Below are 26,322 nucleotides of genomic sequence, written 5' to 3'. Positions count from 1 at the left end.
GGAATAACCTATTTTTATCATTTATAAATATCGAAAAAGAAGATAGTGCCTAAACACTATCTTCCACAGGCATCTTAAACAGAAACACCATAAGAAGCGGCTAATGGCCCTAAGCCACCAGCAAAACCTTGACCGATTGCGCGGAATTTCCACTCGCTACCGTGTTTATAAAGTTCACCAAAGATCATTGCAGTTTCAGTGCTGCTGTCTTCAGACAAGTCATAACGTGCAATTTCAGTCCCCCCCGCATCGTTAATTACACGAATGTAGGCATTCGCAACTTGACCAAAGTTTTGGTTACGGGTTTGACCATCATAAATCGTAACCGCAAAGATCACTTTTGCAACGTCAGCTGGAACTTTGCTTAAATCGATACTTAGGGTTTCGTCATCACCATCGCCTTCGCCTGTACGGTTATCACCATTGTGAACCACAGAACCATCAGATGACTTTAAGTTATTAAAGAAAATAAAGTCATTATCAGCACGAACCTTACCACCTTCATTGACTAAAAATGCAATTGCATCTAGGTCAAATGCAGCACCATCAGTTACGCGAGGATTCCAACCTAAACCAACAGTTGTTTTTGTAATGCCAGGCGCTTCTTTGGTTAAGCTAACGTTGCCGCCTTTGGTTAAACTAATTGCCATTCGAGTTTCTCCTTATTAAATTTCAACTCATTGTTTATTTCATTTGAATCATGGACATCATATAAATGATGTATCCATACATTTTTATCAAGCTTGTGTTTGTTGTTTACTGTAAGCAATTGAAGATAATACAGCCCAAATAATGAATGCAATACCAATCAAGCCTGTTACAACTTCAGGCACATGACCACCTGTTCCGGTATAAAGCATAATTGCAGCTAAAGCACCAATCGCATAATGTGCGCCATGCTCCAGATAGATAAATGCTTCTAGTGTGCCTTTCTCAACTAAATAAATCGTCATCGAACGGACAAACATTGCACCAATGGCCAGACCGAGCATAATCACAACCACATCACTTGTGATCGCAAATGCACCAATCACACCATCAAAACTAAACGAAGCATCTAATACCTCGAGGTAAAGGAAACCACCAATGCCTGCTTTGACGATATTACTTGAAGTACCAGTAACTGGTTTTTCATCGGCTTCATCATCTTCGCTGCTGCCTTCAAGCAAATGACCCAATACCTGTACACCGATATAAACCACGATGCCCCAGATCCCCGCGACAATCACAATCAGTTTTTGTTGCTCAGGTACAAAAGCAGCCATAGTCAGTAAAGCAATCAGTGACACGAATACTGACATCGCAGGAATATTTGCTAGATTCGATAAATGGGTTTCCAGCCAATGGAACCAGTGCGTATCTTTACCATCATCAAACAAGAAGTTTAAGAACACCAACAGTAGGAACATCCCACCAAAGGCTGCAATTTCAGCATGATGTGCAAGTAACTTTTCTGAATAAGTTTTTGGATCATTCAGTGCCAGTTTCGCAACCTCAATCATTCCCATGTCAGCGGTTACACCAACAATTAAGAGTGGGAAGATTAAACGCATACCAAATACAGCAACTAAAATACCAACGGTAAGAAATAGTTTTTTCCAGAACTCGTCCCAGTTTCTGAGTACTGATGCATTGACAACAGCATTATCAAAAGACAGGGATACTTCCATGACCGCTAGTACTGTCGTAATCAATAAAACTTTAAGCATCATCGAGAAACCAGCATTTGGGCCATGCGTAAAGCCCCACCATGCTGATAACCCTAGACAGATTACTGTAAAAATAATTGAGAAACGAAAATGTTTCATTTTTTTCCTTTTCTAAACAGCTTTAAGCTATTCATCATTTATGTGTTGAAATGAGAACCTTAGCCGACCTGAATACCATATTGTTGGCACATTGCAGCAAGCCCACCAGCATAGCCTTGACCAACGGCTTTAAATTTCCATTCGCCATTGTGGCGATAAACCTCGCCAAACACCATGGCAGTTTCAGTCGAATAATCTTCTGCCAAATCAAAACGAACCACTTCTACATTGGTGTCTTGGTTCACAACACGAATAAAGGCATTGGCAATCTGACCAAAATTCTGACCACGTGTTTGTGCATCATGAATGGTCACGGTAATCGCAATTTTTTCAATTTCAGGTGAGACTTTTGACAGATCAACCAATAAGGTTTCATCATCACCATCGCCTTGACCTGAACGGTTGTCACCCGTATGTTCGACTGAACCATCTTGAGATTTAAGTTGGTTGTAGAAAATAAAGTCGTGATCACCACGTACTTTACCTGTTGCAGTTAATAAGAATGCATTCGCATCCAAGTCAAATGCTGCGCCATCAGTCGCACGCTCATCCCAGCCCAATCCAATTAAAATACGAACTAAATTTGGATCTGTTTTACTTAGGGATAAATTTCCACCTTTATTTAAACTAATTGCCATTTTGTTTTTTCTCCTCGTTTGAACACTTAAAATTCAATGGTCTTAATAATGTCTACATAGATACGAAATTGTTGTTATCTAATACATGATTAAATATCAACTTTATTTACTGCCTGCAACCCAGCGCAGACCAAAACCAAAGGCTTGGTCCAACTCCTGATGTCCAGGTACATAGCGCACGTGACGTTGTACTTGAATACTACCGCCTTGATTCACCAATTCAACAATTCCACACATCCCCAAAGGCTGCCCTTCAGTTAAACGGATTTCAATCGGTGGTTGATCTGGAACATAAATGGTGACCACAGCATCTGTTTCAGCCCAGTTCGGGACACCTTCATAAATAAAGGCAAACAACACTACACGGCGAATCTGCGACCAGTGCTGTCCATTAATTCTGAGCCACTCACCCTCTGTTAATGCACCAGTACGGTCATCCGCAGAAAGTTGGATAAAGGGGAAGCCGTTAAAATCACCAAATCGATTACCTAAAGCCTGAATCACCGATTTGCTACCATCTTGCATCTCGAATAGGCAACCCAAATCCAGATCAATACCTTGATTTTGGTTGAGCAGCTTTTTAAAGAAACCAGCTGACTGAGCTTGTTGAGTCCGTTGGTTCCAATTCAGATTAATTTTAATCTCACCAAAACCGTGAGCCTGTTTCTGTAAATTAATCTGGCTATTGCGTTTATCTAAGGTAATTTTGCTTAAATTAATTCTAGGCTGTGGTACTGGCGTAGGTACAGGTTGAGGCACTGGCTCAGGCGTTGCAGCTTGATCACTAATTTCTACGCCAAAATGTTCAGCTAGCGGTTTTAAACCACCATTGAACCCCTGATTGACAAAGCGGAATTTCCACTGCTCTTTATGACGATAAACTTCGGCCAAAATCAGTGCTTTTTCAGTCTTTTCAGCACTTTTTACCGTTGCTGTTGCCGTGAGCTGTCCGTTTTCCCATAATTCAATCTGAATATCTTGAATCGCATTGATTGCACCTTGCCCATCAATCGTTGCACACATCGCAAGCTTGCTGATATCCGCATCGAATAATTGAGTGTTCAGATTAAATTGCGCAATATACGGGGCTTTTGTGGTTGCCTCGACCAATTCCACACTACGGTTCGGTGTCTGCTTTTGCCCATAAAAGATCATGTCCGCATCACCACGAACCTTCGCCTGAGCATTCAAGACATAGGCGGTGACATCTAAACCGATATGCGCCGCTAATGTGGTTTTAATTTTCACTTGGCACTGTGACTGGCTCAATGCCAAATTGGCTCCTGTAATCAGTTGTTGCATCGATTATTCCTATATTTTTTGATTTTTATACTTTTAGCCCAAACACTTTTGCCCGTTCTAAAATCCGTTCCGCCCAACGACGATGGGTTGCAGGTTCAAGCATACTGCCATGACAGGCAAATACAGCCTTGCTGCCATCCTGTAAAATACCCTGCGCTTGTTTCAACTCGATTTCATTGACCTGATAAGCCTGATGTACAATCGAGATCTGTGCAGGATGAATCACAGTTTTACCCGACAAGCCATGCTGTAAATCCAGATATAATTCATCCTGCAATAATTTCACCTGACTAAAATGCTCACAGACAGGTGCACTCAGTGCAAAACCATAAGGTAAAAACTGACCTGCTAGATTTGCAATGAGTGTGCCGATGGGCGTTTGGTATAAGGTCATATCACTCGGCCGACGTAAGGCCAAACAATTGAGTAAGTCATTGCCCCCAACCCGAAGTACCAATACTTTATGAAATTCTGGCAAGGCTTGTCTCAGCTCTTTCATTTGCCCCATGTCAAAACTATCAGCTGTTTCAAGCGTAGGCATATAATGAAGATCTGGTGGAAGAACGCTAAGCCATTGCTTAAAGCTGGCTAAACCAAATTTCGGCAATACCATGCCATCTAAAGCGGTGATTTCTTGCCATTCTGCTAACTCAGCGGCCATTGCAAGGTGACGAGGGCGAATAAATACTTTTGGATGTTGTTCAAGGCGCTGTTGCTGTTGAATTTGCTGCAACAAGTGTTTGAGATTTTGTTTAGCAAACTCAATTTCCTGTTCAGTGATCGCATCTTCCAGACAGATCACCAAAGAGCGCAACTCTGGATATTTTTCACCCTTCACCACAGCCCATAAATCTGGACGCGTGGCAGGCATGTATAATGTTGCCCCTAAAGATAATGCAGATAACATAAAATTATCCTTTCCCCAATTTTTGAATCAATGTAATCGCTCTATACGGCGCAATTTGATCACCAACCACTTGTACCGGTGTCTCAGTGACTTGCGTTAAATAACGCAATAAACGGGTATCGGCATCATCGGCGTCGCGAAGTAAGACCAGATCAGGCACTCGTCTTAAAATCGCTCGGGTTGCTTCAGCAATACTCGGTTTTATCCGATTTATATTTTGAATGTCGTATTCTTGAGCCAGTTTCTGTACCACTTGCTGGCTTTGATTTTGTTGTTCCTGTTGTTGTATTTCTGCCCAAACTGCATTGGGCTGTGGATTAAGCTGGGTGCGAATCTGGTTGATGCGCTGAATAAATTGCTGCGAAGTATCAAATTCTTTTAAATGGCTATATTCGATACAGCGATGCCATTGATCGATATTCTCGGCATTGATTTCCTCGGCACTCAAGGTTTCACCTTCACAAATACTGCGGGAAATAAGGCCCGAAATAGTCGACCCCAAAATACCTGACGGAATCAACCAATCTTCACCACTGGCCGCCAACCATGCACAACCGGCAATATCCGACAAGACCACCAACGGTAAAGGCCGCCCAGCAAAACGCGCATCATTGCCTAAACTACGCTGCAATTCTTGACGAATCGCGCCTTTACCCGTCCAACCATCCACAAATACAATCGATTGGTGTCCATGTTTGGCAATAATGGTTTCCAAGGCAGCAAAATCGATACCACGGTCTCGAATAATACTGATGCCATAATGTACACAATCACGACCTAAATCCTGTACCGCATGATAAAGCAGTACACCTAAGGGTACGCCCGCACGTACAAAACTCACCAATACAATTGGTTCCTTGAATTGTGCAACCAAAGCTTGTGCCAACTGCTGAACTTCTCGAGCCAAACGCTGTTGCCCTTGCTGCATGGCCTGTTCAAACAACTGTAAATGGCGTTCGGTCGGTGCACTCTCCAAACTGATCATTTGCGAATAATGCTTTTCGCCCGATTGAATCAGGCGTTCTTTTTCGATGGTATCGGTTGGTTCAATATGCGTCCGTTTAAGTAAAAAAGTCACTTGTTCTGATTGATAACTACCGCTAAACCCTTGTTTTAAAATTAATTCATTTGCTTTATCTTTATTGATAATCGCCATAATATCCTTCTTGTTTATATTGCTGCGTCAAATTATGTTTTACCCAACGATTCAATTGACTGTGATTCGGCATGCCCCACCAATGACATAGATTCAAAAACTCCACATCGGATAAACTATCGCCAAAACCGAGAATCGGACGTTGTTGAGACGCAAACTGTTGCAATAAAAAACGGGCTGCATTGGCTTTGCTTACAGGTTCGGGAATCAAAGCCAAATTATTGCCATTTAAATGAAAATAGAACCCATCTAATACATCTGGACTTAAGCTATTTAATAGTTCTGGTAAGAAATTCGGTGCATAAGGATTATCATTTTCGGTATTTTGCTTGGCCACCACGTATAAACCTAAACCTTGCTCTTCGACCACCCAAGTACGGATAGAACCAAAATGGGTTGCCTGTTGCTGTACCACCTCAATTAAAGCCTGTTGCCGTGCTTGATAAGGGGCCAATGCATGTTGCATCTGTGCATGCCAATCCAGATTTACACTGAAATCTGCATTCAGTACCGTACCGCCATGAGAACAAACTGCTCCATACTGAAAAGGTAAATGTACCCGAGACAATGCCTCTGCACTTCGTGCTGTGACGGGAATCAAATGTGTACTATGCAACAACCACTGCACAAAGTGCTGCTGAATCGGGTTCATATACGCCAATGCTTGTCCCTGTTTGTCCGTGGTGACCATTTTAAAGTCAGCTTGGGGAACAATACGGCGATGGGTCTGGAATAAAGTATCATCCAGATCAACCAACATGAGCGGCGTTGCAATATTTGGCGCGTCAAATAAGAAATTAGTCATTCGCACTACACAGATTAAAGGTTTGATGTGGGAATTCTACTGCGCTGATAACTTCAGCATTTGGAATCGCGTCTAATAGGCTATCGGCGACTGACTCAGCACAGGTTTCCACTGTAATAAAGATTCGGTCATACTCTAATGGATTGATATTGTAGACAAAGTTCTGAATACCTAAGCCATAGTTATCTGAAAAAGCTAAAGCAGATTGAATTGCATGCCCTACTGCAATCGGTGAGCGGGTGATCGCACTAAATTTCACCTCTGCGCCCTGACGCTGCAAATCTTCAGCCAATAAGAATGAAGACCAGACATATTCACCGCTTCCTAATACTAAAATCCGTTGCTGAGGTTCGACCTGCAAACGAATATAGGCAGAAGTATCCTGAATCGGTAAACGTCCCCAAGTCGGTTCAGACAAGGTCGCGTACTCACCAAATGCCACGGTATCGACTTTGGGCATGTTGATCTGTGGTGGATTTTCGGCATCCTGCCACTGCCATTTACCCGTCATCAACGCCACGGACTGACAATCTAATCCAGCAATATGAATACCTGATGACCAATCTGCCAAAGTAGCCGTCACAATATGGGAAATTTGATCAAAGCCAGCCGCTTGTAGTGCAGACACTAAATTGATAAAGGTTTTCCCTGTAGAAGCTTCATCATCAACCAATACGATACTTTTGCTGGCTAAAATTTTCTTTTGGATATCAGCATCAGGAGATCCATACAGCAATTGATCTTGGGCATGGCTATGTTCTTCTAAAAAGCGAGCCAATAACGGTGCGCCTTCAACAGGATGACGAGTCGTGGTGACATACAGTGCATCTGGATAGCGTTCTTGCAGGACTTGATGTACACCTGCGCCTAAACCTACCGCGGTTTCTGCCATCCCAATCACCAAGATTGGCTCAGGTAAATCACTCGGAATCAGTTGGGCTAAATCAGTAAACGCATGGCGCATCACCTGAGGACTGACTGGAATATGTCTCCCCAAGACTTTTGAGACAAATAAAAAAGCTCTCTTCGGATTTATTCGTTCAGCAAAACCGAGTAAATCCTGCCATTTCCAATGGCTATTTTCATCGGGCTTTAAATCCAATTTGCCACGTTGTAATTCAATCTCAATCATATAATTCTTAAATCTAAGTTAAAATAATATACATAATGGTCTTTATATTACACAAATACTCTGACTTATGCTGCGTACAGTGACCGAACTTTTCATCTTTTCAGGTTGATAATTGAGCTGTAGTGCTTGGGCAATCGCCAAATGCACCAAATTCACGCCGCTCATGAAGGTATGTGCAATGCCACCTGATGGCCGAGAATTCACTTCCAAAATATATAACTGCTGTTGATCATTATATCGAGCCTGCATATTCACCAGCCCATCACAACCAAATAATGCAGCCACCTGTTTGGCCAACTCAATCGCTGGATCTTCAAATGTCAAACTCTGGCAGCCATTCTTTTGCTTATAACGTGCGATCGCACCATGCACCTGACCATGTACGCACAACATATCCACTGAGCACTCCAGTCCAGCAAGAAATGGCATGACCAAATACACAGGAGGCTGTTCTAACTGGCGATAACTCTCAATAAAACTTTCAGGATGCGCCTTGAATTTCATACTATTGGCAAACACATCAAAAGCATCCGCTTTAGGATCTAAATGCCAAAACCCTGAAGCAAAAACCCCTTTGGCAGGCTTGACGCACACATCGCCTTGTTGCAACCAGTCATGATATGCATCTTCTAATTGCTCGGCATTTTCAACAATGGTTGCAGGCGCGACCGCCAAGCCGTGTGTTACACAGATCTGAGTGAACAGAGCTTTGTCATTCAGTTGCTCAATCTGCTCAACCGTATCACAGCCCGCCATGAGACGGATGCCCAATTGTTCGAAGCGCTGTTTTTTCGCCAGATAAAGTTCAGCATGATGCCCAGCAATAATCAATTTGACATTGAAGCGTTGTGCCTGCTGTAAAACCCACTCGACTCGCTCTAACAAAGGCGGTTCTTGTAAAGCGATATCGGCAACAGATGTAATTTCAGGACGATCGTCTGCATGTGATGCCACCACATGAATTCGGGTATCAAACGGCGCCGTTTTTGCGGCCAAAATTAAATCACGTTGACAAGAATGCGCTTGGGTAAACCAAATCCCGATCGAATCTTCAGTAATTCCAATCTGAGCAAGATCATTCACTATTTGTGTCATACACATTCCACCATTTGCACCACCACTAAGCGGCCTCCATCCTGACGTGAAAGTAAAATTTGTTTTCCATCCAGCAATTCAACTTTTTCGCCAATTGGAATCGTTGTTTTGCTTGCCACATCCATGAGGTCAGGCAGATTTTCATTGACCAGCCACCACTGATTTTGGTGAAAAACAAAATAGCCGACACGTTTGCTTTGCTCTGCTGTTAGACGCTCGTTCGGTGCAATCAAATTATTGACATGCCACGGGTAAAGTGACTGCCCTGTCCAGACCATTAAACGATGATTATCAGGTCTAAAACTACCTTCTCGGCGTGCCGAATAGAGGTTCAGTACAGGTAACTTGCCTTTAAAGGCTGTACCACAAAATGGACATACTGGTTTTGTTGTATTATCAAATACATACCATTTTTGACTGCAATCGCTATTTAAACAAGGCTGGATCAAATCCACCGTTTTAACCAAAGCGGTTTCCCAATCATTGGCTGAAGGCCGCTGCTGCGGTTGCTGTAAACCTGTCACAAAATTTTGTAAAAACAGTTCTTTTAAATAAGGGCCTGTCACAGTGAATGGAATTTTTTCAGGATCGGCCCACGGTAAAGCACTTGGACGGACTTGACTAACTTTTACCCGATTGCTTGAATCGGTTGGATGTTCAATAAATAAGGCATTATCACCCATTGCCAGATTTTCATCGCGCTGAGGATCATTCACATCATGGACTTTGCCACCACGTAATGGATGCCGATACAGCAAATACATGTAGATCAAGACCGCCAAGGCATGGCGATCGGTCATGATATTTGGGAGATTTCGCTGTGGGTCATCTTTTTTTAAATGATTGGTTTTCACCACTTCAGGTGCAATAAAATCAGGCGTTCCGACCACATCAGGTGGATATTTACCCGGCACAACCAAACCATCAACATCAATTACACAGGCACGGCCAGTTACAGGATCAATCAAAATATTTTTGTAGGATAAATCTGAATGCGCCAAACCTGCTGCATGCATACGGCGTACAGCACGGGCAATTAAAATACAAATACGCAGATAATTCGACCAATTGCCTTTTTCTTTTTCATCTAAAAACCGATTTTGGTTATTGGCACTGGCAAACCATTTCCCTTCTTTTTCCTTACCTTTAATGCCTAAAAAATCATTATTTTTAGACCCATGTTCAAAGAAAAACTGTTTTTGGTAGGTCGGTGCTGTAATCCCCAACAAACCATTATATTCAATCAAACCATCGGGCCAGCAAAACACATTTTTCCAGTAATCCCCGCCTGCACTGTTGAAAATACCTTGCCATTTATTGCCAACAATTTCCTTTAAGCGGTCCTTCTGTCTTTCCAGCTCAGCATGTGACTGATAGAAATGGTTTTTTTCTTTGCTAAAAAAACACACCACATAAGATTTATCAGGAGAAAAATAGACATCTTTCATTGCTCCTGAGCCAATGACTTCATCAACGAATGCAACTGGCCGACCATCTAAGGTTTGACACTGGATAATCTTAGTCATGGGCAAGACCCTCCACATCCACACTCACAGGCTTATTCCATAAAATCGCCAAAGTACGATCATCATGATGCCCTGCACTAAAGAACTTTGACCATTCCAATAAAGCCTGATCTGGGTGTGGCTGCTGTAACTGTGGTTCAATTTCTTGCCATAAGGCCTGCCATTTTTCGTGGTTCGCAAGTCCAGCATCCGTTTCAAAGCGTGGATCGGAAATACCATCTGTCATCAGAATTACAGCTTCACAATCATCGTAATAGCCAATATTGACGCGACTAGCAAACTGCTGTGCAAAACTGCGATCCAAGAAACGAGTTTGCCCAGCAAACTCGCCACCATCTGGTTTGCCCATTAAACGTACTTTATCTTTGGCATATACAGCAATCGCGCCATCGCCCATCCAAAAGGTACTAATAAAGGTTTTTTGCTCGCATTGTTTAACCACAGCCACCAATAAAGTCGTGGCATAGGCCTTGGCTGCAACCTGCTTTAACTCGGCTTCCTGCTCAATGGCCTCAATGGCCACTTGAGCTGTTTTATAGAAAGTATCATGAAAATCTTTATAGATTTTCTGTGCAACAGACTTGGTCATTTCATCGTCACTGCCAACTTGCCATTGCTGCAATAAGCGATCAAGATGCGGATGATGCTGTTCGAGATAATCCGTCAGCGTTTTGGCTGCACTTTGCACTGCAAGCAAAGAACCTTGTCGAGAATAACTGGCACTGCCAGCACCGTCTGCAACGATCAATACTGACCAATCGGTCTCTGCAACTTGAGTAATCAGAAAGTCATCATCACGGAATGTACCTGCGTGTTCATGTGAGCGCCCGCGCTGGCTACAGGCAGCAAGGTTAAAGTGCTCAGTCTGGATCAATTGGTGATCACTATGTGCTTTCTGATAAGGCGCATGGATATCAGGCTCATTGACCTGCCATAAACTACGCGGATCGGCAGTAATAATAAAGGTCACCTCACCCGAAGACCATGCTTGTGTGGCTTCGTTATTTTTATACTGAAATGCCAGTTTAAATTCACCAGCTTGTAGCGGTATGCCCTGTAATTGTTGCGTTTCATCATCAAATACGATGCCTAAGTCGTCTGGAATTTTGATCGATTCTGAGCAAATCAGCACGTCCTCTTTGACTGGATATTGCATTTGGATACGGGCTTGATAGTCTTGCCCAACACGCGCATTGGGTATCTGAAAATGAGGCATTTTTTTCACCATTTTCACCTCATGATTTGATTTTCCTGAGGCATTATTCTGATTGTGGTCTGTATTATTTGCGTCGATATCTGTGATCGACTTAACTGACAGCAGCGAGGTTGTCTGGTGTGGCGTAGCGACAAAGCAATCATTTATAAAAGAAGGATCAGCTTCTGCTTCAATAGACGGGGACAAATAAAGTTCATCTAGAAAATCAAGCTGATCAACTGACTCCAATACATCCGTCTCATCAATTGAATTCTGCATCATTTGGATATGATCGAATAGCGGTTGGCTTGATTCAGCGCTATTGATATTTTCAGCTTTAGAGATGTAAACCGGCAAGCGCCCCTGCTCCAGGATGCGCTGTAATAAAGAATGCTGAAACGCTGCTGACTGTTCTAATTGAAAGCCCATCAGCTCATAAATCTGTTCAGCCAAATCATGATAGGCATTATAAATCTTCTTATTGCTTAGTAATTGATCAATAGAATTATCATCCAGTAACAGAGGATTCTGTTGAGTTTGATCTTGTAACAGCTGCTTTAATGTATTTAAAAAAACTGTCTGAACGTCAGGAGTCAAAGTTTGCGACATGGCTTTTCCTAGATCCAATTGTTAACCACGCCCTCGTTGCACATCGAAGCCGTCCATTCCACCATAGCCAAAACTGACTTGGCGACGACACCATGGACAAGTCACGTCTTCGCTAAAACCGTCATAACACATCAATTGGCCACAACCACACATGGCAAAAGCCGTTTCGGCCAAACAATGTGGACATTCTGGAGTACCTTGTAATAGCGTGGTATTGACCTGCTGCTGATGTTGGGTTTGATCAGACCAAGTAAAATAATCCTCATCAATTTTGCAGCATTCGGTTAATTGAAAATGATATAAATTCAGGTTGATATTTAAATCTTGAGGTGCTTGATACTGAATTTCACGTTCAAATTTCATTAAATAGGGTCGATTCAGCTTGCCACAGCGTCCCACAAAAGTGACACAGTTTTCATCCACCAAGGTTTTCTTGGCTGGCAAATCCTTGACCAGACGCATATAACGCTCATCGATTGGCGGTAAATGATCTTGCTGCTGTCCATCGCCAATACTTTTACTTTGTGCAACCACAGAAGCACTAATCCACTGGAAAAACTTTTTAAAGTCTTGTTCTTTCAACTCATCAAAAGCAATACAGTGTTCTGTTAATTGCTTGAGCGTTGCATAATCGACGTTTTTACCCATTCCTAAGGCAATCAGCGTACAGCGTCGTGCATATTTCTTTTGCCAACGGTAAATCGCATCTTTACATTCATCGGTCGGACGACCATCTGTAAACAAATATACGATTGGCTTCCAATCCCCTTTAATTTCTTCCGTTGTTTTAATCAAATGACGATCAAATTCATTCATCAAATGTTCTAAGGCTTTGCCTAAATGTGTCCCGCCGCCCAAAGGTAATTTCGCAGGATAATAAGCAAACACTTCCACTAACGGAACTAAAGTTCGGACAATCCCTGCAAAGGCAATAACAGAAACATATACAGTTTCCAAGGCATATGGATCTTGACGTAATTGCTGCATAATCAACTGGATGCCTTGTTGCATCTGTTGAATATTTTGCCCCGCCATCGACTCAGAACAATCCAATACGAAAAAAACAGGTAAACGGCGCATCTTCTGATTATCCTTAATGTATTCTTTATTTTATTTACAGCACCAACTGCACTTCTGGCGGCGGTGGTGGCAATGAAACAGAGCCTGAAATCCCAGCACTACTGCTTCCCACCACAACACTGGCAGACACCCACTTAAAGAATCCTGCAAAAGAGGCCGCATCCATGGTATCCAATACCACGACTTTATCAGTAAGTTGTAGCAGATGTTCCTGCTTGGCTTTTGGCCCAGCGGCACAGGCAACGATACTGGCAAAGTTTAACTGTTTTATGACAGGAATCGCTTGCTGGTAAGCATAGACATCAGACGGTGAGCCGTCTGTCATCACAAACAATAGTGGACGCCAGTCCCCTTTGACCTCATCGGTACTTTTCTGTAATTGCTGAGTGACTTGCTCAGCAAGCAACTCAAGTGCAGCGCCCATAAAAGTTGCGCCCGCACTCGGCACATCGATATCAGCCAGTTGCACTTGATCTAAGGGCGTTAAAGGCAAATAAACCTTCGCCTCCAAATCAAAGGTAATAATACTTAAATGCACACTCTCCAATGCATAAGGGTCTTGACGCAATGCACTCAACATAGACTGCAAGCCGACGTTCACCGAATGAATTGGCTCACCTCGCATCGATCCAGAGGTATCTAATAAAATATAAACGGGTAAACGGCGCATGTTGTTCTAAACCTTTCTTTAGCCGAAAATCAAATTTTTAAGCGTATTGTTTTAACCATTCTACAAATGAATCGGATTGGGAGGCCTGTCCGACTGCATTAAATTTCCATCCAGCTGATTCACGGACAAGTTCAGCAAAGAGTAATGAGCGCTGTTGATCATATTGGCCTGTGCCCGACAAATCGAAACGGACCATTTCCTTGCCTGTGGTATCCACTGCACGGATAAATGCATTTTTAACTTGACCAAAATGTTGGTTATTTTCTGCGGCTTTATAGATTTGCACCACAAAAACCACTTTTTGGTATTGTTGATTCAGGTCATTGAGCTTCACGATAATTTGTTCATCATCGCCATCCCCCGCACCTGTACGGTTATCACCGGTTAACCAGATATGTCCCGAAGAATGCTTTTGATTATTAAAAAAGATAACATCACTATTTTCTAAGGTGACATTCCCCTGCGCATCTCGCCCCAGATTATTAACCTTGCCATTACTCCCCACAAGGAAGGCAATCACATCCAGATCATATTCAGCGCTATTGCCACCAAATAATCCGCCAAGAAAGCCTTTTTTCTGTTCCTGAATATCCCAACCTAAACCAATCGTTACTTGAGACAAATTATTTTCAGTTTTACTTAAACTTATGCCTTGACCTTTATTTAAACTTACAGCCATGGTTTTACCCTCTTATTTAATCTTTATTTTGCTTTTTTTATAGTACGATGTTGACTTCAGGCGGTGGAGGTGGCAAATCGCCCAAGCCTGTGACTTCTTTTTGCCCTGCATCCACTTTCTGGCTGCCAGTTGAAATACTGGCAGAAACCCATTTAAAGAATGCTTTAATCGTATTTGAATCTGCCGTTGCCAATTCAACAACAACTTCTGTGATTTGTTTTAAAATTGAAGTATCAGCACCATGTCCCGCTGCGCAGGCCACGATCACCCCTGTTTTGACTTGTTGTAAACGTTGCAAACCTTTACGCCAATCATCTGTTGGCACACCATCAGTCATAATGAAAATCAATGGTTTCCAGTCACCTTTGACATCTGCTGTGGTTTTTGCCACTTCTTGTTCTATTTTATCGGCTAATAGCGCTAAAGCATCGCCCAAGGCTGTGGTTCCTGTGACCTGCAAATCTGGTGCTTGGAAAACAGCCAATTCAGTTAAAGGCACTAACTGTTTGGCTTGGCTGTCGAAACTGATTAAAGATAAATAGGCCGTTTCCAGCGCATAAGGATCTTGACGTAAAGTCGAAAGTAAAATTTGTACCCCATTTTTTACGGCTTCTATAGGCTCACCATGCATAGAACCTGAGGTATCAAGTAATAAATAAACTGGTAAACGACGCATTATTTTTTACCCTTATTTCGTTATGATTTAAATTTTAAGCCTAGATTACACTTTTAGCTTATCTAAATCATTACAAAGTAAAAAATAAATACTCTTCTGTCTACCTATTTCAGCTAAGGATTAAGCTTAATATTGACTAGTTCGGCATCAAAAGTATCGACCAAACTCTTAATTGTCGGCTCTTGGTGTAATAACTCGACTGCACGATGATATGCTCTTTCTTTACGCTCATTTTGCATCATTAAAGGCGTATTGGAATCCACTGCAGCATATTGCACACTAAACAGGGTTTGTGGCCATTGCGCTTTTAAAGCCTCCTCCAAACCATGCTGCAATTGCGACAACATGCCTTCATATTCTTGAGGAATCTGAAAAACAGAAGTGCCATTGATCTGTCCTTGCATCACACCATGTTGAGCTAACTCTTGAACCGCAGGTGAAAGCTGGCTGGTTCTAAACCAATATTCCCACTTCTCCAAATCCCACTCACCGTCTAAGACCTGCTCACGCAGTTTTAAAATATCTTGAGGCATCAGATCAGTTTGTTCATGAACTTGCTGTTGTATTTTAGGTGCAACGGGCTTGTCTGCAACAACACTCGGCTCCAAAACAACGACTTCAGCTACTGACTCTGATACGAGATCAAGTACTTGCTCAACTTTGGGCTGCTCCAGCTGTTCTTGAAGATTTTGCTCAACAGGAAAAACCAGCACCTCATCTGCTTCAACGATATTCGACTGAATCGTGTGTTGTTGTACTGATACATCCAATCCAATTAACTGACCGTCCTCGACATCAAACACCATGAGATGAGGATCTTGATTGCGCTGTTCAGGTTCAGGTTCAGGTTCAGGTTCAGGTTCAGGTTCAGGTTCAGGTTCAACGCTAACCGTTTCTTGCTGAACTGCAAACTGATTTTCTATCCTTAAATCCGGTACTGGCTGAAGCACTTCAGGTGCTGTAATTTGCGTAACAGGCATTGCCGTAACCGTGACTTCATTCAACGTTAACGGTCTAAATGCCAGTAAACGCAACACCGTCATTTCAAATCCTTGCTCTTGTGTCACCGCAAGTTGCAACTCAGCTCGACCTTTACAGGCAATTTGATAATACAACTGCAAATCTTGAGCAGAAATAAGTTTCGACAGCTGCAGAATTTTCTGGTTAATTTCTTCACTATATTTCAATGCAAGATCAGGCAAGTATTGCAACAATGCCAGTTCATGCAAGGTAGAAACCAATTGATCCAAAACCAAAGACACGTCTAAAGCTTGCTGTCTAAATTGTAGAAGTAGCTGACTTACTCGTGCTTGCTGATTTTGATGAATTGCCAAAATCAAATCATAAATAATGGTTCGGTCAATCAAACCAAGCATATCTTTAACATCTTGATGATGGACTGCACCTTGACCATAGGCGATTGCCTGATCTGTCAAAGACAATGCATCACGCAATGAACCTTGCGCAGATTCTGCAATTTGCCAAATCGCATCTTGATCGGCTTCGATATGCTCTTTATTTAAAATTGCTGTCAAATGTTCTGTAATTTCATCAACAGCCAAAGGACGTAAGGTAAATTGCAAACAGCGCGAGATGACGGTAATCGGCAGTTTTTGTGGATCTGTCGTTGCAAAGAGGAACTTCACATGCTCAGGTGGTTCTTCCAGTGTCTTGAGCAAGGCATTGAATGAATGCGTTGAAAGCATATGCACTTCATCGATCAGATAAACTTTGAAGCGACCCTGTGTCGGCGCATAAGGCACATTGTCGAGTAACTCGCGGGTATCCTCAACTTTGGTCCGTGACGCCGCATCGATTTCAATTAAATCAATAAAACGACCTTCATTTACCGCCTTACAAGTTGCACAAACTTCACAGGGCGTTGACGTCACGCCTGTCTCGCAGTTCAAACATTTGGCTAAAATACGGGCAATCGTGGTTTTACCGACACCACGCGTTCCAGTAAACAAGTAGGCATGATGCAAACGCCCACGTTCTAATGCGCTGGTTAAAGCACGAGAAACATGGTTTTGCCCCACTAACTCATTGAAATTACGTGGACGGTATTTTCTTGCCAGTACTTGATACATGAATGCTCCTTTTTGCGTCTTAAGCATACTGTTTTTTTGAAAGTCTGTGAATGAATCCGCTTCTAATTGATCAAGATTAAATACATTGCTGCACTTTTGATGACTATTTCCGATCTTTTCATCACATTCAGACAAGACTTGCGCCAATATTCAACTCAAGGGAGAATACGCACTAATTTATGTGTTGTTGGTTTTATTTCCCATGTCTCAATCTTTAACGGTACTCGGCGGCATTAGCGCAGAACAATTTCTTAATGAATATTGGCAGAAAAAGCCGTTGTTGGTCCGTAATGCAATGCCTGAAATTATCGGCTTATTAGAACCAGCAGATGTTCAAGAACTGGCATTGGAAGAAGATGTCACCGCTCGCTTAATCCGTCAGAAAAATAAAAATCCAAATGAGTGGCATGTGAAATCCTCTCCTTTAACCAAAGGTGATTTCCAAAAGCTGCCAAATCTTTGGACACTTCTAGTTCAAGCAGTAGATCATTATTCATTTGATATTTCAGAGCTTTGGAAGAAGTTTCCATTTATCCCTCAATGGCGCCGCGACGATATCATGGTGTCTTATGCACCTAAAGGTGGCTCTGTTGGTAAGCACTTCGATTTTTATGATGTGTTCTTGGTACAAGGCCATGGTCATCGCCGTTGGCAATTAGGTCAAATGTGTGATGAATCAACTGAGTTTTTGCCAGATCAACCGCTGAAACTTCTAGCAGACTTAGACATTCATTTTGATGAAATTCTTGCCCCAGGCGACCTTCTTTATGTCCCACCAGGTCTCGCGCATTATGGTGTGGCTGAAGATGATTGCTTAACCTACTCTTTTGGCTTCCGCATGCCAAACCTCTCAGAAATGATTGATCAAGTGAGTGATAAATTTGCAGAGAATACCTTACTCAAAAATCCATTGATCGATATTGCACGCCAGCAAACAGCACATTTAGGGGAAATTAACAGTACTGAGTTTTCATATTTAAAGACTCAATTACTTGATTATCTCACTCAGGCACCTGAATTTGATGCAGCGATCATGGCCTATATGAGTGAAGCAAGCTATCCAAACAACATTCCAGAACCTGAAGAGGTTGATGCTCATGATGTTGCCGAGATTATTGGTGCGGATTATCAAATTATTCTAGAACCCGCCTCTCGTTTGCTTTACAGAAAACAAGGTGAATCTTTAGAGTTTTGGGCAAATGGCGATACCGTTTGTGTATCAGAAGCTTTTATTCCTTTTTTGAAGCAAATTGCAGATGGTGAAAGCCTCTTGCTAGATGACCGATTTAATGAAGTTGAGATTCTAGAAGATATCACAACGTTGCTGAATACCGCCGTCGTGATGTTATTACCACCAAACGAAAACTAGAACATCCATTTTCTTGTGGATAGAGATTAATCTCTATCCACATTTATCTAAATTCCAGATCAAAAAAATAAAACCCTACTTTTTATAATGATTACATTTTAATGCTTGAATAAGAATTTTTTTTTAATAGACTAAAGCCAAGTCATTATAAAAATATTTGATATAAATCACTTTGATACTACAGCAAGGAGTCTGACTTGTGTTTAAAAAAATATTATGTTTTTCCTTTCTCGCATCCTCATTCATTCTACAAACCAGCCATGCCTGCACCCGAGCAGTTTATTTAGGCAACAATGACCATATCATCACCGCCCGCTCCATGGACTGGAAGGTTGATGTAGGCACTAATCTTTGGATTTTACCCAGTGGTGTACTTAGAGACAGCAATGCAGGGCCAAAATCTCTAAAATGGAAAGCTAAATACGGCAGTGTGATTGCCACAGGTTATGATATTTCAACGACTGACGGCATGAATGAAGCTGGATTGGTTGCCAATGTATTATGGTTGGTTGAATCTCAATATCCAGACACCAAACAATCTAAAAAACCGCAACTCAGCATTTCGGCTTGGGCGCAATATGTACTTGATAACTATGCAAGCGTTGCAGAAGCTGTCAGTGCTTTAGAAAAAGAACCCTTCGATCTGATTACTGACAGCGTGCCAGGCGAACAACGCCTCGCGACATTGCATTTATCTATTTCAGACAAAACCGGTGATAGTGCCATTATCGAATATATTGGGGGCAAGCAAGTTATTCACCACAATAAAAAATATCAAGTTATGACCAACTCACCAATATTTGATCAACAACTGGCACTCAACACTTACTGGCAACAAATTGGTGGTACAGTCATGTTACCAGGGACCAATCGTGCTGCTGACCGCTTTGCACGTGCCTCTTTTTATATCAATGCGATTCCAAAAAATGACAATCCTAAAGATGCCTTAGCTTCTGTTTTTAGTGTGATTCGTAATGCATCTGTTCCTTATGGCCTCAATACAGCAGAAGAACCGAATATTTCATCGACACGCTGGCGAACCGTTGCAGACCACAAACAACAACTTTATTTCTTTGAATCTGCAGTCTCCCCCAATGTATTTTGGGTGGATTTAAAGAAAATTAACTTTAAAGATGGTTTAACGCGTAAACTTGATCTTGGCAAAGATCAACAGAATACTTTTGCTGGTGATGCAACCAATCAATTTAAAATATCAAAACCATTTGAATTTCTTGGTCCACAACTACATCATTAACACTGAAATATTGAGTACATCCTAGAGAGTTAAAAAGATGAAAAAAACTTTAAGTTTACTGAGCCTTTGTATTGTGATGAGTGGCTGCGCGACCTTACCTGACTCTTCTGCAAACTCAACAGACAATCTCGCAACCGCAGGCTCTTTGAACTGCAAAGCCAACGAACTTTGCCCGAATGTTTTTGTTGAATGGGATAAACAACACAAAGAGCAATTAAGAGTCGAGACCGTACTCAACAGTAGCTATGATTATTATGATATCAAAAGCCTTACTTTAGCCTTACTTTCTTAATTGATGATAAGACTTTTACTTATCAGCCCGTTGGTCCAACGCAGCAAAAAGACATCAATCGACTGATTCCAAGACGCTCATCGAATAGCTTCATTCTGCCGAGTACATTCCTGTACGAGCTGAAAAAAGCAAAAAATGTCGAACTTTCGATCGAAACAGATAAAGGCAACATCAAACGTTCTGTCTATACCCCAAGCCAACAATCGATGCTTTACCATAATTTTATAAAGCTCATTGCAACACTACCATTGCAACAAAACAAATCTTAAAATAGAAAATTATACGATGAAAGTCAGTTATTTATTTTAACTATAACTAACTGGCTTTTATATTATGTATTTATTCAAAATAGATTCCAGAGTAAGCATTAAAAGTAGAAGCGTTGCTTAAATATACACAAACCTACAAACAAGAATAAATCTCAACATAACCATCATAATTAAATCTAAACACCCCATAAAACTAGTTATCCTTTGAAAACAATTAGATGAATAATCACGGATCAAATAAATTTAAGTTATTCTAATCTTTTATCGTATTTTAAGATTTTATTAATAGTTATTTTCTATAGATATAAACATTCATTTCAAACTCTGTACTTGAAAATACGGACAAAAGAATCATTTAAATGAATAATGTTATTTTTTCCTATGATATTTTCAAAATACCATGTAAAATCCCTGCCAAAATTGCATGATGAAATGCAACATGATGCTCTTGGCGATGGGCGAACTAGAGGCGTTGTATGTCAAAAAAAGAAGATATTATTACCACTGCATTAAGACTTTTTAATTCGCATAGCTATAACTCGATCGGTGTAGATCGAATCATTAGTGAATCGGGCGTTGCAAAAATGACTTTCTACAAATACTTCCCTTCAAAGGAAAAGTTAATTGAAGAATGCTTAGTGCAACGTAACATTAATCTCCAAACTTCTTTAAATGCAACTTTGGCAGAATGTGATCCAGAGGATCATCTTGACCAACTTAAAGCAATCTTTGGATGGTATGCAGCCTGGTTTAACAGCGAAGATTTTAATGGCTGTATGTTTCAGAAAGCGTTAGAAGAAGTGATTAAAATCTATCCTTCTACGTTGCAACCTGCTACCCAATATAAAATTTGGTTAACAGCTTTAATTGAAAACTTATTGAAAAGTTTGGATATTCGTAACCCGACTCATCTTGCAACATTGATTGTCAGCATTTTAGATGGTATGACGATTCAAGCCCATGTCAATAAGCACTCAGTTGAAATGGATGAATACTGGAAACGCGTTGAGCACTTAATCAGTTTTGAAAAAGCTTTGGCATAAATACAAAATATCCCTTTATAAATAAAGGGATATTTTTTTATTAAAAGTGTTTGAAAAATCAGGTATCATTGCATAAAAAAATAAAGCGTGATTTATAGTTATTATTGTGGCTCACGCTTGCGTCTGAGTGTAAAAAGAATAATAAATATTATTACCCTCTGGCGGTTGCACTTTCGCACTTCCGATCCTTCTTATGCAGACAGATCGTTCTGTCTTGTTTCTCATTATATATGTTTTTTTGTAAAGCACAATCTTTTTTTTAGTTTTTTATATTCGTTAATTATATTAACCACTTAATTTTATTATTTAGTATTTTTAAAGAATAAAGCAAAGGATATCGAATCTTAATGGCGTCAAACTGGATATAAATCTCTCAAAACCACGATAATGTGAATTTAATCACGAATTTCACTCAAACAACCGATTAATCAACAGTATAACACCTTCTTATTACTTTTACTGATATACATTTTCATTAAAAACCATTGCAATTATTCAGTTTTACTACAATTTTTTCATTGCGTGACTTTATACTAGCCTCGGCTGTAACCTAGAGAGTATATGCATGCAAAAGGATTTCGAGATCGACGCCATGAGAGAGTCAGCTGGTACAATTGTGACTGTACTGAAATCTCTGGCAAATACTGATCGTTTAATTATTTTGTGTCATTTGGCTAAACAAGAACTTAATGTTTCACAAATTGAAGAATTAACCCAAATCTTCCAACCTACGCTTTCACAGCAATTGATGATGTTAAGAAAAAGTAATGTTGTTTCTACCCGTCGCGATGGCAAACAAATTTTTTACTCAATTTTAGATCCAAAGTTGCAAGTGGTTTTGAATACGCTGTATGAGCATTACTGCCCTCAGGCATAATTCTCAAAAAAAATTCAACCGTACCCTCTTTAGCATTTTTTCTGCATAATATATATAAATTTATGATTTAGACTATTGCGCATGAAATTGCTAAACCTAAACCTATCTAAACTTTTTCCTGCGCGAAAATGGTTAAGTCGTTATCAGCTTTCCAGCCTAAAGTCTGATCTGATTGCAGCCTGCATTGTATTGGCTATGTTGGTACCACAAGGTATGGCTTATGCAATGTTGGCAGGGCTTCCGCCAATTATGGGGATATACGCCAGTATACTACCCATGATTATCTATGCCTTTACAGGAAGTAGTACCACCCTTTCGATTGGTCCTGTCGCCATTATTTCGATGATGGTATTTACAGCACTTGACCCACTATTTGCTGCTGGATCAACTGCCTATATCGAAGCTGCTTACTTATTAGCGCTACTTGTCGGGATCATTTCTCTGCTTTTAGGTTTATTGCGTTTCGGTTTTCTTATTCAGCTTATTAGTCATCCTGTTATTCAAAGCTTTATCATTGCATCCGCGTTACTGATCGCCTTAGGACAATTTAAGTTTTTACTGGATATCCCGTTACAAGCAGGCAATATTCCTGAGTTTTTACTGAGCTTATCTCAAAACTTGCACCAAGTGACTTTGACAGGCATAAGCTTTGGGCTAATTTCTGTTTTACTCCTGTTTATGCTTCCAAAACTGATTCGGTCCAATTTTCTGAACAAAATATTACCTTTATTACTGGTTTTGCTCTCTATCGCGGTCATCACCTTTATTGGAAACGATGATCAGGCAATCAAAACAGTTGGAGTCATCCCAACAGGCCTGCCCAATTTTCATTTCCCAACATGGAACACTGAGCTGATTCTGCAACTACTCCCAAGCGCATTTATGATTGCAATGATTAGCTTTGTAGAATCGCTGGCCATTGCGCAAGCCACAGCACTACAAAAGCGCGATGACTTAGACAGTAACCAAGAACTGATTGCTTTAGGCTTAGCCAATATTGCTGCGGGATTTAATTCCGGTTTTGCAGTCTCTGGTAGCCTATCTCGTACGGTTGTCAACGCTGATGCGGGAGCGAAAACCCCGATGTCTGGTGTTATTTCATCTTTATTGATGATTGCAGTCAGCCTTTACTTTACAGGCTTCTTTCAAAACCTACCACTCGCTGTATTAGCTGCCACAATTTTTGTTTCTATCTGGAAGTTGATAACACTGACTCCATTTATTGAAACATGGAAATATTCAAAAGCTGACGGACTGGCAATGTGGGTTACCTTTTTTGGTGTAACCTGTATAGATATTTCAACAGGACTGATCATTGGTATTGTACTGACCTTTATTCTACTGCTTTGGCGTATTAGCCGCCCTCATATTGCTGTTATTGGTTTAATTGAAGGAACTCAACACTTTAGAAACATCTCAAATTACAATGTCATTACAACTCCAACTGTGGTTTCTTTCCGTGTTGATGAAAACCTTAACTTTTTAAATGCCCATGTTCTGAAAGGTTATGTGATTACAGAAGTTAGCCAGAATTCGCTGTTGCGACATGTTGTGATCAACTGCTCAAGCATTAGCAATATCGATCTCAGTGCATTAGAAATGTTAGAAGACCTAAATCGAGAATTAGCTCAGCTGACTATCCAATTACATTTATCCGAAGTGAAGAGCCCTGTTATGGAGCGACTATGTAAATCCCAGCTCAAAAATGAGCTTACAGGCCAAATATTTTTATCACATTATCAAGCAATACAAACACTTTCGCCTGAAATGCTTGTAGAATGAGCAGCTTTTATTGGATTTTTTTTATACAAAAGGATGTATCATGTTTTCATAATTATTTTTAAAAAACATTGTGTTAATTTTTTCGGTATTTTTAAAGTAATTGAATTGCAAAAAAAATTTTATTATTCACGGTTCTTAGGTATAGAATACCGCGCTTGTTTAACCTTAAACCGTGCATAGGTTTATAAGGCCTTTATATGTTTAATGTACTGTCTCGCTTGAGCTTAGTTAGCAAAATTATTATCGCTATTTTTTTAGGGATTGGCGTCGCTTTGCTCTTTCCTAACTTTACACCCTACTTAAGTTTATTGGGTGAATTATTCATTAAAGCATTAAAGTCTGTTGCACCGATTTTAGTTTTTGTTTTAGTTCTATCTTCAATTGCAAATTTCCAGATTGGTCAGAATTCAAATATCAAACCTGTACTGGTTTTATATGTAGTCGGGATGTTACTTGCCGCATTCAGTGCAGTAACTGCAAGTGTTTTGTTTCCAAGCCAACTGTTTTTACATTTACCGGCAGAAACAGGCCTTCAAGCACCAGGTAGCCTTGCAGAGATTCTAAAGAATTTACTTTTAAGTTTTATTGCAAACCCTGTTCAAGCAATTGGTGAAGCCAACTTTATTGGTATCTTGGCTTGGGCAATTGGTTTAGGTCTGGCTTTACGTCATAGCTCTGACACGACCAAGCAAGTTTTGACTGATGTGGCTGGAGCAGTCAATAAAATCATTCATACCGTGATTGGTTTTGCTCCGATTGGTATTTTTGGTTTAGTTGCAGTGACATTTGCAAGCGAAGGTCTAGCAACACTGACCAGTTATGCCCACCTATTAGCGGTTCTAATCGGCACAATGCTGTTTGTTGCACTGGTGATTAATCCAATTTTGGTTGCGATTACCATGAAGGCTAACCCATATCCTTTAGTCTTTACCTGTTTAAAAGAAAGTGGTATCACCGCTTTCTTTACCCGTAGTTCAGCTGCCAATATTCCAGTAAACCTAGATTTGGCTCAGCGTTTAGGTGTCAATGAAGCAACTGCAAGCGTATCAATTCCATTGGGTGCGACTATCAATATGGCAGGTGCAGCAGTCACGATTACGGTACTTACCCTTGCTGCTGTGCATACACTCGATATTCCTGTCGACTTGAGTACCATGATTATTTTATCGGTGGTTGCAACGGTTTCTGCATGTGGCGCTTCAGGCGTTGCAGGTGGGTCTTTATTGTTAATCCCTGTTGCTTGTAGTTTGTTTGGTATATCATCTGAAATTGCCATGCAAATTGTTGCGATTGGTATGATTATCAGTGTATTGCAAGATTCAACGGAAACAGCATTGAATTCATCGACAGATGTATTATTTACCGCTGCTGTTGATTTTAGAGACCATCCAAGATCATAGGTTGCTATGCCACTTCAACGTTTACCTAACTGGATTCAACTCGGTGCTTTCTTCCTTGCACTGAATGCAGGAATGGTAAACGTTTTGGGCTTATTTACAGTCCTACATCAGTCCGTTTCACACATGACAGGCAATGTCAGTATGTTAGCAATGAGTTTGCTTGACTGGCAGCCTGAGCATTTTATCTACCTCAGTCTGGTTATCCTTTGCTTTGTGATTGGCTCTTTTTATAGTGGCTTAATCCTTGGCAATGGCAGCGTTGCATTTGGTCGACGTTATGGCTTGCCGCTTAGTTTAGTCGCGATCTTTCTGGTTCTCACTTGGCTCTTACTGCCTTATTTCCCGCGCTACGGCCTGTTATGGGCCTGTGTTGCCATGGGCGTACAGAATGCCATGGTGAGCCACTACAAAGGTGCAATTATCCGCACAACGCACTTATCTGGCGTCCTGACCGATATCGGTTTAGCATTAGGTTATAAAGCACGTGGCTTAAAAGTAGAAAAACGCCGTATTTTTCTGCATCTTCTCATCTTTATCGGTTTTTTATGTGGTGGACTTATTGCGAGTCTGCTTTATCCTTATTTAGGGGCTTAGGAAGTTAAGCATATTAAAAAGTATGGTAACTTCCTTATATGAAAGCAAAAAATAGATACTATTCCCGTTCAAG

The 26,322-nt window shown here is 40.9% G+C and carries 22 protein-coding genes and 2 pseudogenes; 8 read left to right on the top strand and 16 right to left on the bottom strand.

All coding sequences use genetic code 11. The features are described from left to right. Positions 1-74 precede the first annotated feature (74 nt). From MN869_RS00120 to dnaX, 16 genes are all read right to left on the bottom strand, one after another. The gene (locus MN869_RS00120) at positions 75-650 is read right to left on the bottom strand and encodes a TerD family protein (RefSeq protein WP_004653185.1); all 576 of its coding nucleotides are present in this window, start codon (positions 648-650) and stop codon (positions 75-77) included. Positions 651-737: 87 nt separating this feature from the next. Continuing rightward, a complete protein-coding gene (locus tag MN869_RS00115; protein WP_005203250.1) occupies positions 738-1,808 on the bottom strand; it encodes a DUF475 domain-containing protein in 1,071 nt (356 codons plus the stop codon). 59 nt (positions 1,809-1,867) lie between these two features. Further along, positions 1,868-2,446 carry a TerD family protein gene (locus MN869_RS00110; RefSeq protein ID WP_243306736.1) on the bottom strand — a complete coding sequence of 193 codons (579 nt, stop codon included), beginning with the start codon at positions 2,444-2,446 and terminating at the stop codon, positions 1,868-1,870. 102 nt (positions 2,447-2,548) lie between these two features. Then, positions 2,549-3,748: a TerD family protein gene (locus MN869_RS00105; protein ID WP_033133011.1), complete on the bottom strand. Its 1,200-nt coding sequence runs from the start codon at positions 3,746-3,748 to the stop codon at positions 2,549-2,551. Between the two features lie 25 nt (positions 3,749-3,773). Next, positions 3,774-4,655, bottom strand: coding sequence for an HpcH/HpaI aldolase/citrate lyase family protein (locus MN869_RS00100; protein ID WP_033133010.1), 882 nt, complete (start codon positions 4,653-4,655; stop codon positions 3,774-3,776). Between the two features lie 4 nt (positions 4,656-4,659). Beyond that, positions 4,660-5,811 (bottom strand): cysteine protease StiP, encoded by a 1,152-nt coding sequence (gene stiP / locus MN869_RS00095; RefSeq protein ID WP_033133009.1) that lies wholly within the window; start codon positions 5,809-5,811, stop codon positions 4,660-4,662. Further along, positions 5,795-6,616, bottom strand: a complete 822-nt coding sequence (locus MN869_RS00090; RefSeq protein WP_005203240.1) for an HAD hydrolase family protein — start codon at positions 6,614-6,616, stop codon at positions 5,795-5,797. Before MN869_RS00090 ends, stiP begins: the two co-directional genes overlap by 17 nt. Continuing rightward, positions 6,609-7,748: a phosphoribosyltransferase domain-containing protein gene (locus tag MN869_RS00085; RefSeq protein ID WP_033133008.1), complete on the bottom strand. Its 1,140-nt coding sequence runs from the start codon at positions 7,746-7,748 to the stop codon at positions 6,609-6,611. Before MN869_RS00085 ends, MN869_RS00090 begins: the two co-directional genes overlap by 8 nt. Before the next feature lie 42 nt (positions 7,749-7,790). Further along, entirely contained in the window at positions 7,791-8,843 is a 1,053-nt protein-coding gene (locus MN869_RS00080; RefSeq protein ID WP_033133007.1) for an ATP-grasp domain-containing protein, read from the bottom strand. Next, positions 8,840-10,369, bottom strand: a complete 1,530-nt coding sequence (locus MN869_RS00075) for a lipopolysaccharide kinase InaA family protein (protein ID WP_033133006.1) — start codon at positions 10,367-10,369, stop codon at positions 8,840-8,842. Before MN869_RS00075 ends, MN869_RS00080 begins: the two co-directional genes overlap by 4 nt. Then, positions 10,362-12,173: a PP2C family serine/threonine-protein phosphatase gene (locus MN869_RS00070; protein WP_033133005.1), complete on the bottom strand. Its 1,812-nt coding sequence runs from the start codon at positions 12,171-12,173 to the stop codon at positions 10,362-10,364. The genes MN869_RS00075 and MN869_RS00070 overlap by 8 nt, the downstream gene beginning before the upstream one ends. A gap of 21 nt (positions 12,174-12,194) precedes the next feature. Continuing rightward, on the bottom strand, positions 12,195-13,253 hold the full coding sequence (locus MN869_RS00065) for a TerY-C metal binding domain-containing protein (RefSeq protein ID WP_033133004.1): 1,059 nt from the start codon (positions 13,251-13,253) through the stop codon (positions 12,195-12,197). A 34-nt stretch (positions 13,254-13,287) separates the two neighbouring features. Continuing rightward, positions 13,288-13,923: a VWA domain-containing protein gene (locus tag MN869_RS00060; RefSeq protein ID WP_005203233.1), complete on the bottom strand. Its 636-nt coding sequence runs from the start codon at positions 13,921-13,923 to the stop codon at positions 13,288-13,290. Between the two features lie 37 nt (positions 13,924-13,960). Beyond that, positions 13,961-14,602: a TerD family protein gene (locus tag MN869_RS00055; RefSeq protein WP_005203232.1), complete on the bottom strand. Its 642-nt coding sequence runs from the start codon at positions 14,600-14,602 to the stop codon at positions 13,961-13,963. 37 nt (positions 14,603-14,639) lie between these two features. Further along, on the bottom strand, positions 14,640-15,278 hold the full coding sequence (locus MN869_RS00050) for a VWA domain-containing protein (protein ID WP_005203231.1): 639 nt from the start codon (positions 15,276-15,278) through the stop codon (positions 14,640-14,642). Between the two features lie 113 nt (positions 15,279-15,391). Next, a complete protein-coding gene (gene dnaX / locus MN869_RS00045; protein WP_243306735.1) occupies positions 15,392-17,368 on the bottom strand; it encodes a DNA polymerase III subunit gamma/tau in 1,977 nt (658 codons plus the stop codon). 202 nt (positions 17,369-17,570) lie between these two features. Here dnaX and MN869_RS00040 point away from each other — a divergent pair, with 202 nt between their 5' ends. The 8 genes and pseudogenes from MN869_RS00040 to MN869_RS00005 form a co-directional block, all read left to right on the top strand. Beyond that, positions 17,571-18,737, top strand: a complete 1,167-nt coding sequence (locus MN869_RS00040; protein ID WP_033133003.1) for a cupin domain-containing protein — start codon at positions 17,571-17,573, stop codon at positions 18,735-18,737. A 199-nt stretch (positions 18,738-18,936) separates the two neighbouring features. Next, positions 18,937-19,992 carry a linear amide C-N hydrolase gene (locus MN869_RS00035; RefSeq protein ID WP_004807638.1) on the top strand — a complete coding sequence of 352 codons (1,056 nt, stop codon included), beginning with the start codon at positions 18,937-18,939 and terminating at the stop codon, positions 19,990-19,992. A gap of 37 nt (positions 19,993-20,029) precedes the next feature. Next, a pseudogene (locus MN869_RS00030) lies at positions 20,030-20,553 on the top strand (hypothetical protein). Between the two features lie 476 nt (positions 20,554-21,029). Then, positions 21,030-21,596, top strand: coding sequence for a TetR/AcrR family transcriptional regulator (locus tag MN869_RS00025; protein ID WP_004807643.1), 567 nt, complete (start codon positions 21,030-21,032; stop codon positions 21,594-21,596). A 565-nt stretch (positions 21,597-22,161) separates the two neighbouring features. Next, complete coding sequence (locus MN869_RS00020; RefSeq protein ID WP_004807645.1) at positions 22,162-22,473, top strand: metalloregulator ArsR/SmtB family transcription factor; 312 nt, start codon at positions 22,162-22,164, stop codon at positions 22,471-22,473. A gap of 81 nt (positions 22,474-22,554) precedes the next feature. Beyond that, complete coding sequence (gene sulP, locus MN869_RS00015) at positions 22,555-24,255, top strand: sulfate permease (RefSeq protein WP_033133288.1); 1,701 nt, start codon at positions 22,555-22,557, stop codon at positions 24,253-24,255. Positions 24,256-24,452: 197 nt separating this feature from the next. Next, entirely contained in the window at positions 24,453-25,655 is a 1,203-nt protein-coding gene (gene sstT / locus MN869_RS00010) for a serine/threonine transporter SstT (protein ID WP_005316023.1), read from the top strand. Positions 25,656-25,661: 6 nt separating this feature from the next. Beyond that, positions 25,662-26,240 (top strand): annotated as a pseudogene (locus tag MN869_RS00005) (YoaK family protein); the annotation flags it as partial. Between the last annotated feature and the right edge of the window lie 82 nt (positions 26,241-26,322).

It is taken from the genome of Acinetobacter sp. NIPH1876 (assembly GCF_022808535.1).
Lineage (GTDB): Bacteria > Pseudomonadota > Gammaproteobacteria > Pseudomonadales > Moraxellaceae > Acinetobacter > Acinetobacter higginsii.
The sequence above is the reverse complement of the archived record's forward strand: the minus strand, read 5'-3'. Positions and strand labels throughout refer to the sequence as shown.

What these genes read in the sequence shown, in the direction of transcription:
- MN869_RS00120 (WP_004653185.1), bottom strand. Translation starts at nt 650, where the DNA reads ATGGCAATTAGTTTAACCAAAGGCGGCAACGTTAGCTTAACCAAAGAA.
- MN869_RS00115 (WP_005203250.1), bottom strand. Translation starts at nt 1,808, where the DNA reads ATGAAACATTTTCGTTTCTCAATTATTTTTACAGTAATCTGTCTAGGG.
- MN869_RS00110 (WP_243306736.1), bottom strand. Translation starts at nt 2,446, where the DNA reads ATGGCAATTAGTTTAAATAAAGGTGGAAATTTATCCCTAAGTAAAACA.
- MN869_RS00105 (WP_033133011.1), bottom strand. Translation starts at nt 3,748, where the DNA reads ATGCAACAACTGATTACAGGAGCCAATTTGGCATTGAGCCAGTCACAG.
- MN869_RS00100 (WP_033133010.1), bottom strand. Translation starts at nt 4,655, where the DNA reads ATGTTATCTGCATTATCTTTAGGGGCAACATTATACATGCCTGCCACG.
- stiP (WP_033133009.1), bottom strand. Translation starts at nt 5,811, where the DNA reads ATGGCGATTATCAATAAAGATAAAGCAAATGAATTAATTTTAAAACAA.
- MN869_RS00090 (WP_005203240.1), bottom strand. Translation starts at nt 6,616, where the DNA reads ATGACTAATTTCTTATTTGACGCGCCAAATATTGCAACGCCGCTCATG.
- MN869_RS00085 (WP_033133008.1), bottom strand. Translation starts at nt 7,748, where the DNA reads ATGATTGAGATTGAATTACAACGTGGCAAATTGGATTTAAAGCCCGAT.
- MN869_RS00080 (WP_033133007.1), bottom strand. Translation starts at nt 8,843, where the DNA reads ATGACACAAATAGTGAATGATCTTGCTCAGATTGGAATTACTGAAGAT.
- MN869_RS00075 (WP_033133006.1), bottom strand. Translation starts at nt 10,369, where the DNA reads ATGACTAAGATTATCCAGTGTCAAACCTTAGATGGTCGGCCAGTTGCA.
- MN869_RS00070 (WP_033133005.1), bottom strand. Translation starts at nt 12,173, where the DNA reads ATGTCGCAAACTTTGACTCCTGACGTTCAGACAGTTTTTTTAAATACA.
- MN869_RS00065 (WP_033133004.1), bottom strand. Translation starts at nt 13,253, where the DNA reads ATGCGCCGTTTACCTGTTTTTTTCGTATTGGATTGTTCTGAGTCGATG.
- MN869_RS00060 (WP_005203233.1), bottom strand. Translation starts at nt 13,923, where the DNA reads ATGCGCCGTTTACCCGTTTATATTTTATTAGATACCTCTGGATCGATG.
- MN869_RS00055 (WP_005203232.1), bottom strand. Translation starts at nt 14,602, where the DNA reads ATGGCTGTAAGTTTAAATAAAGGTCAAGGCATAAGTTTAAGTAAAACT.
- MN869_RS00050 (WP_005203231.1), bottom strand. Translation starts at nt 15,278, where the DNA reads ATGCGTCGTTTACCAGTTTATTTATTACTTGATACCTCAGGTTCTATG.
- dnaX (WP_243306735.1), bottom strand. Translation starts at nt 17,368, where the DNA reads ATGTATCAAGTACTGGCAAGAAAATACCGTCCACGTAATTTCAATGAG.
- MN869_RS00040 (WP_033133003.1), top strand. Translation starts at nt 17,571, where the DNA reads ATGTCTCAATCTTTAACGGTACTCGGCGGCATTAGCGCAGAACAATTT.
- MN869_RS00025 (WP_004807643.1), top strand. Translation starts at nt 21,030, where the DNA reads ATGTCAAAAAAAGAAGATATTATTACCACTGCATTAAGACTTTTTAAT.
- MN869_RS00020 (WP_004807645.1), top strand. Translation starts at nt 22,162, where the DNA reads ATGCAAAAGGATTTCGAGATCGACGCCATGAGAGAGTCAGCTGGTACA.
- sulP (WP_033133288.1), top strand. Translation starts at nt 22,555, where the DNA reads ATGAAATTGCTAAACCTAAACCTATCTAAACTTTTTCCTGCGCGAAAA.
- sstT (WP_005316023.1), top strand. Translation starts at nt 24,453, where the DNA reads ATGTTTAATGTACTGTCTCGCTTGAGCTTAGTTAGCAAAATTATTATC.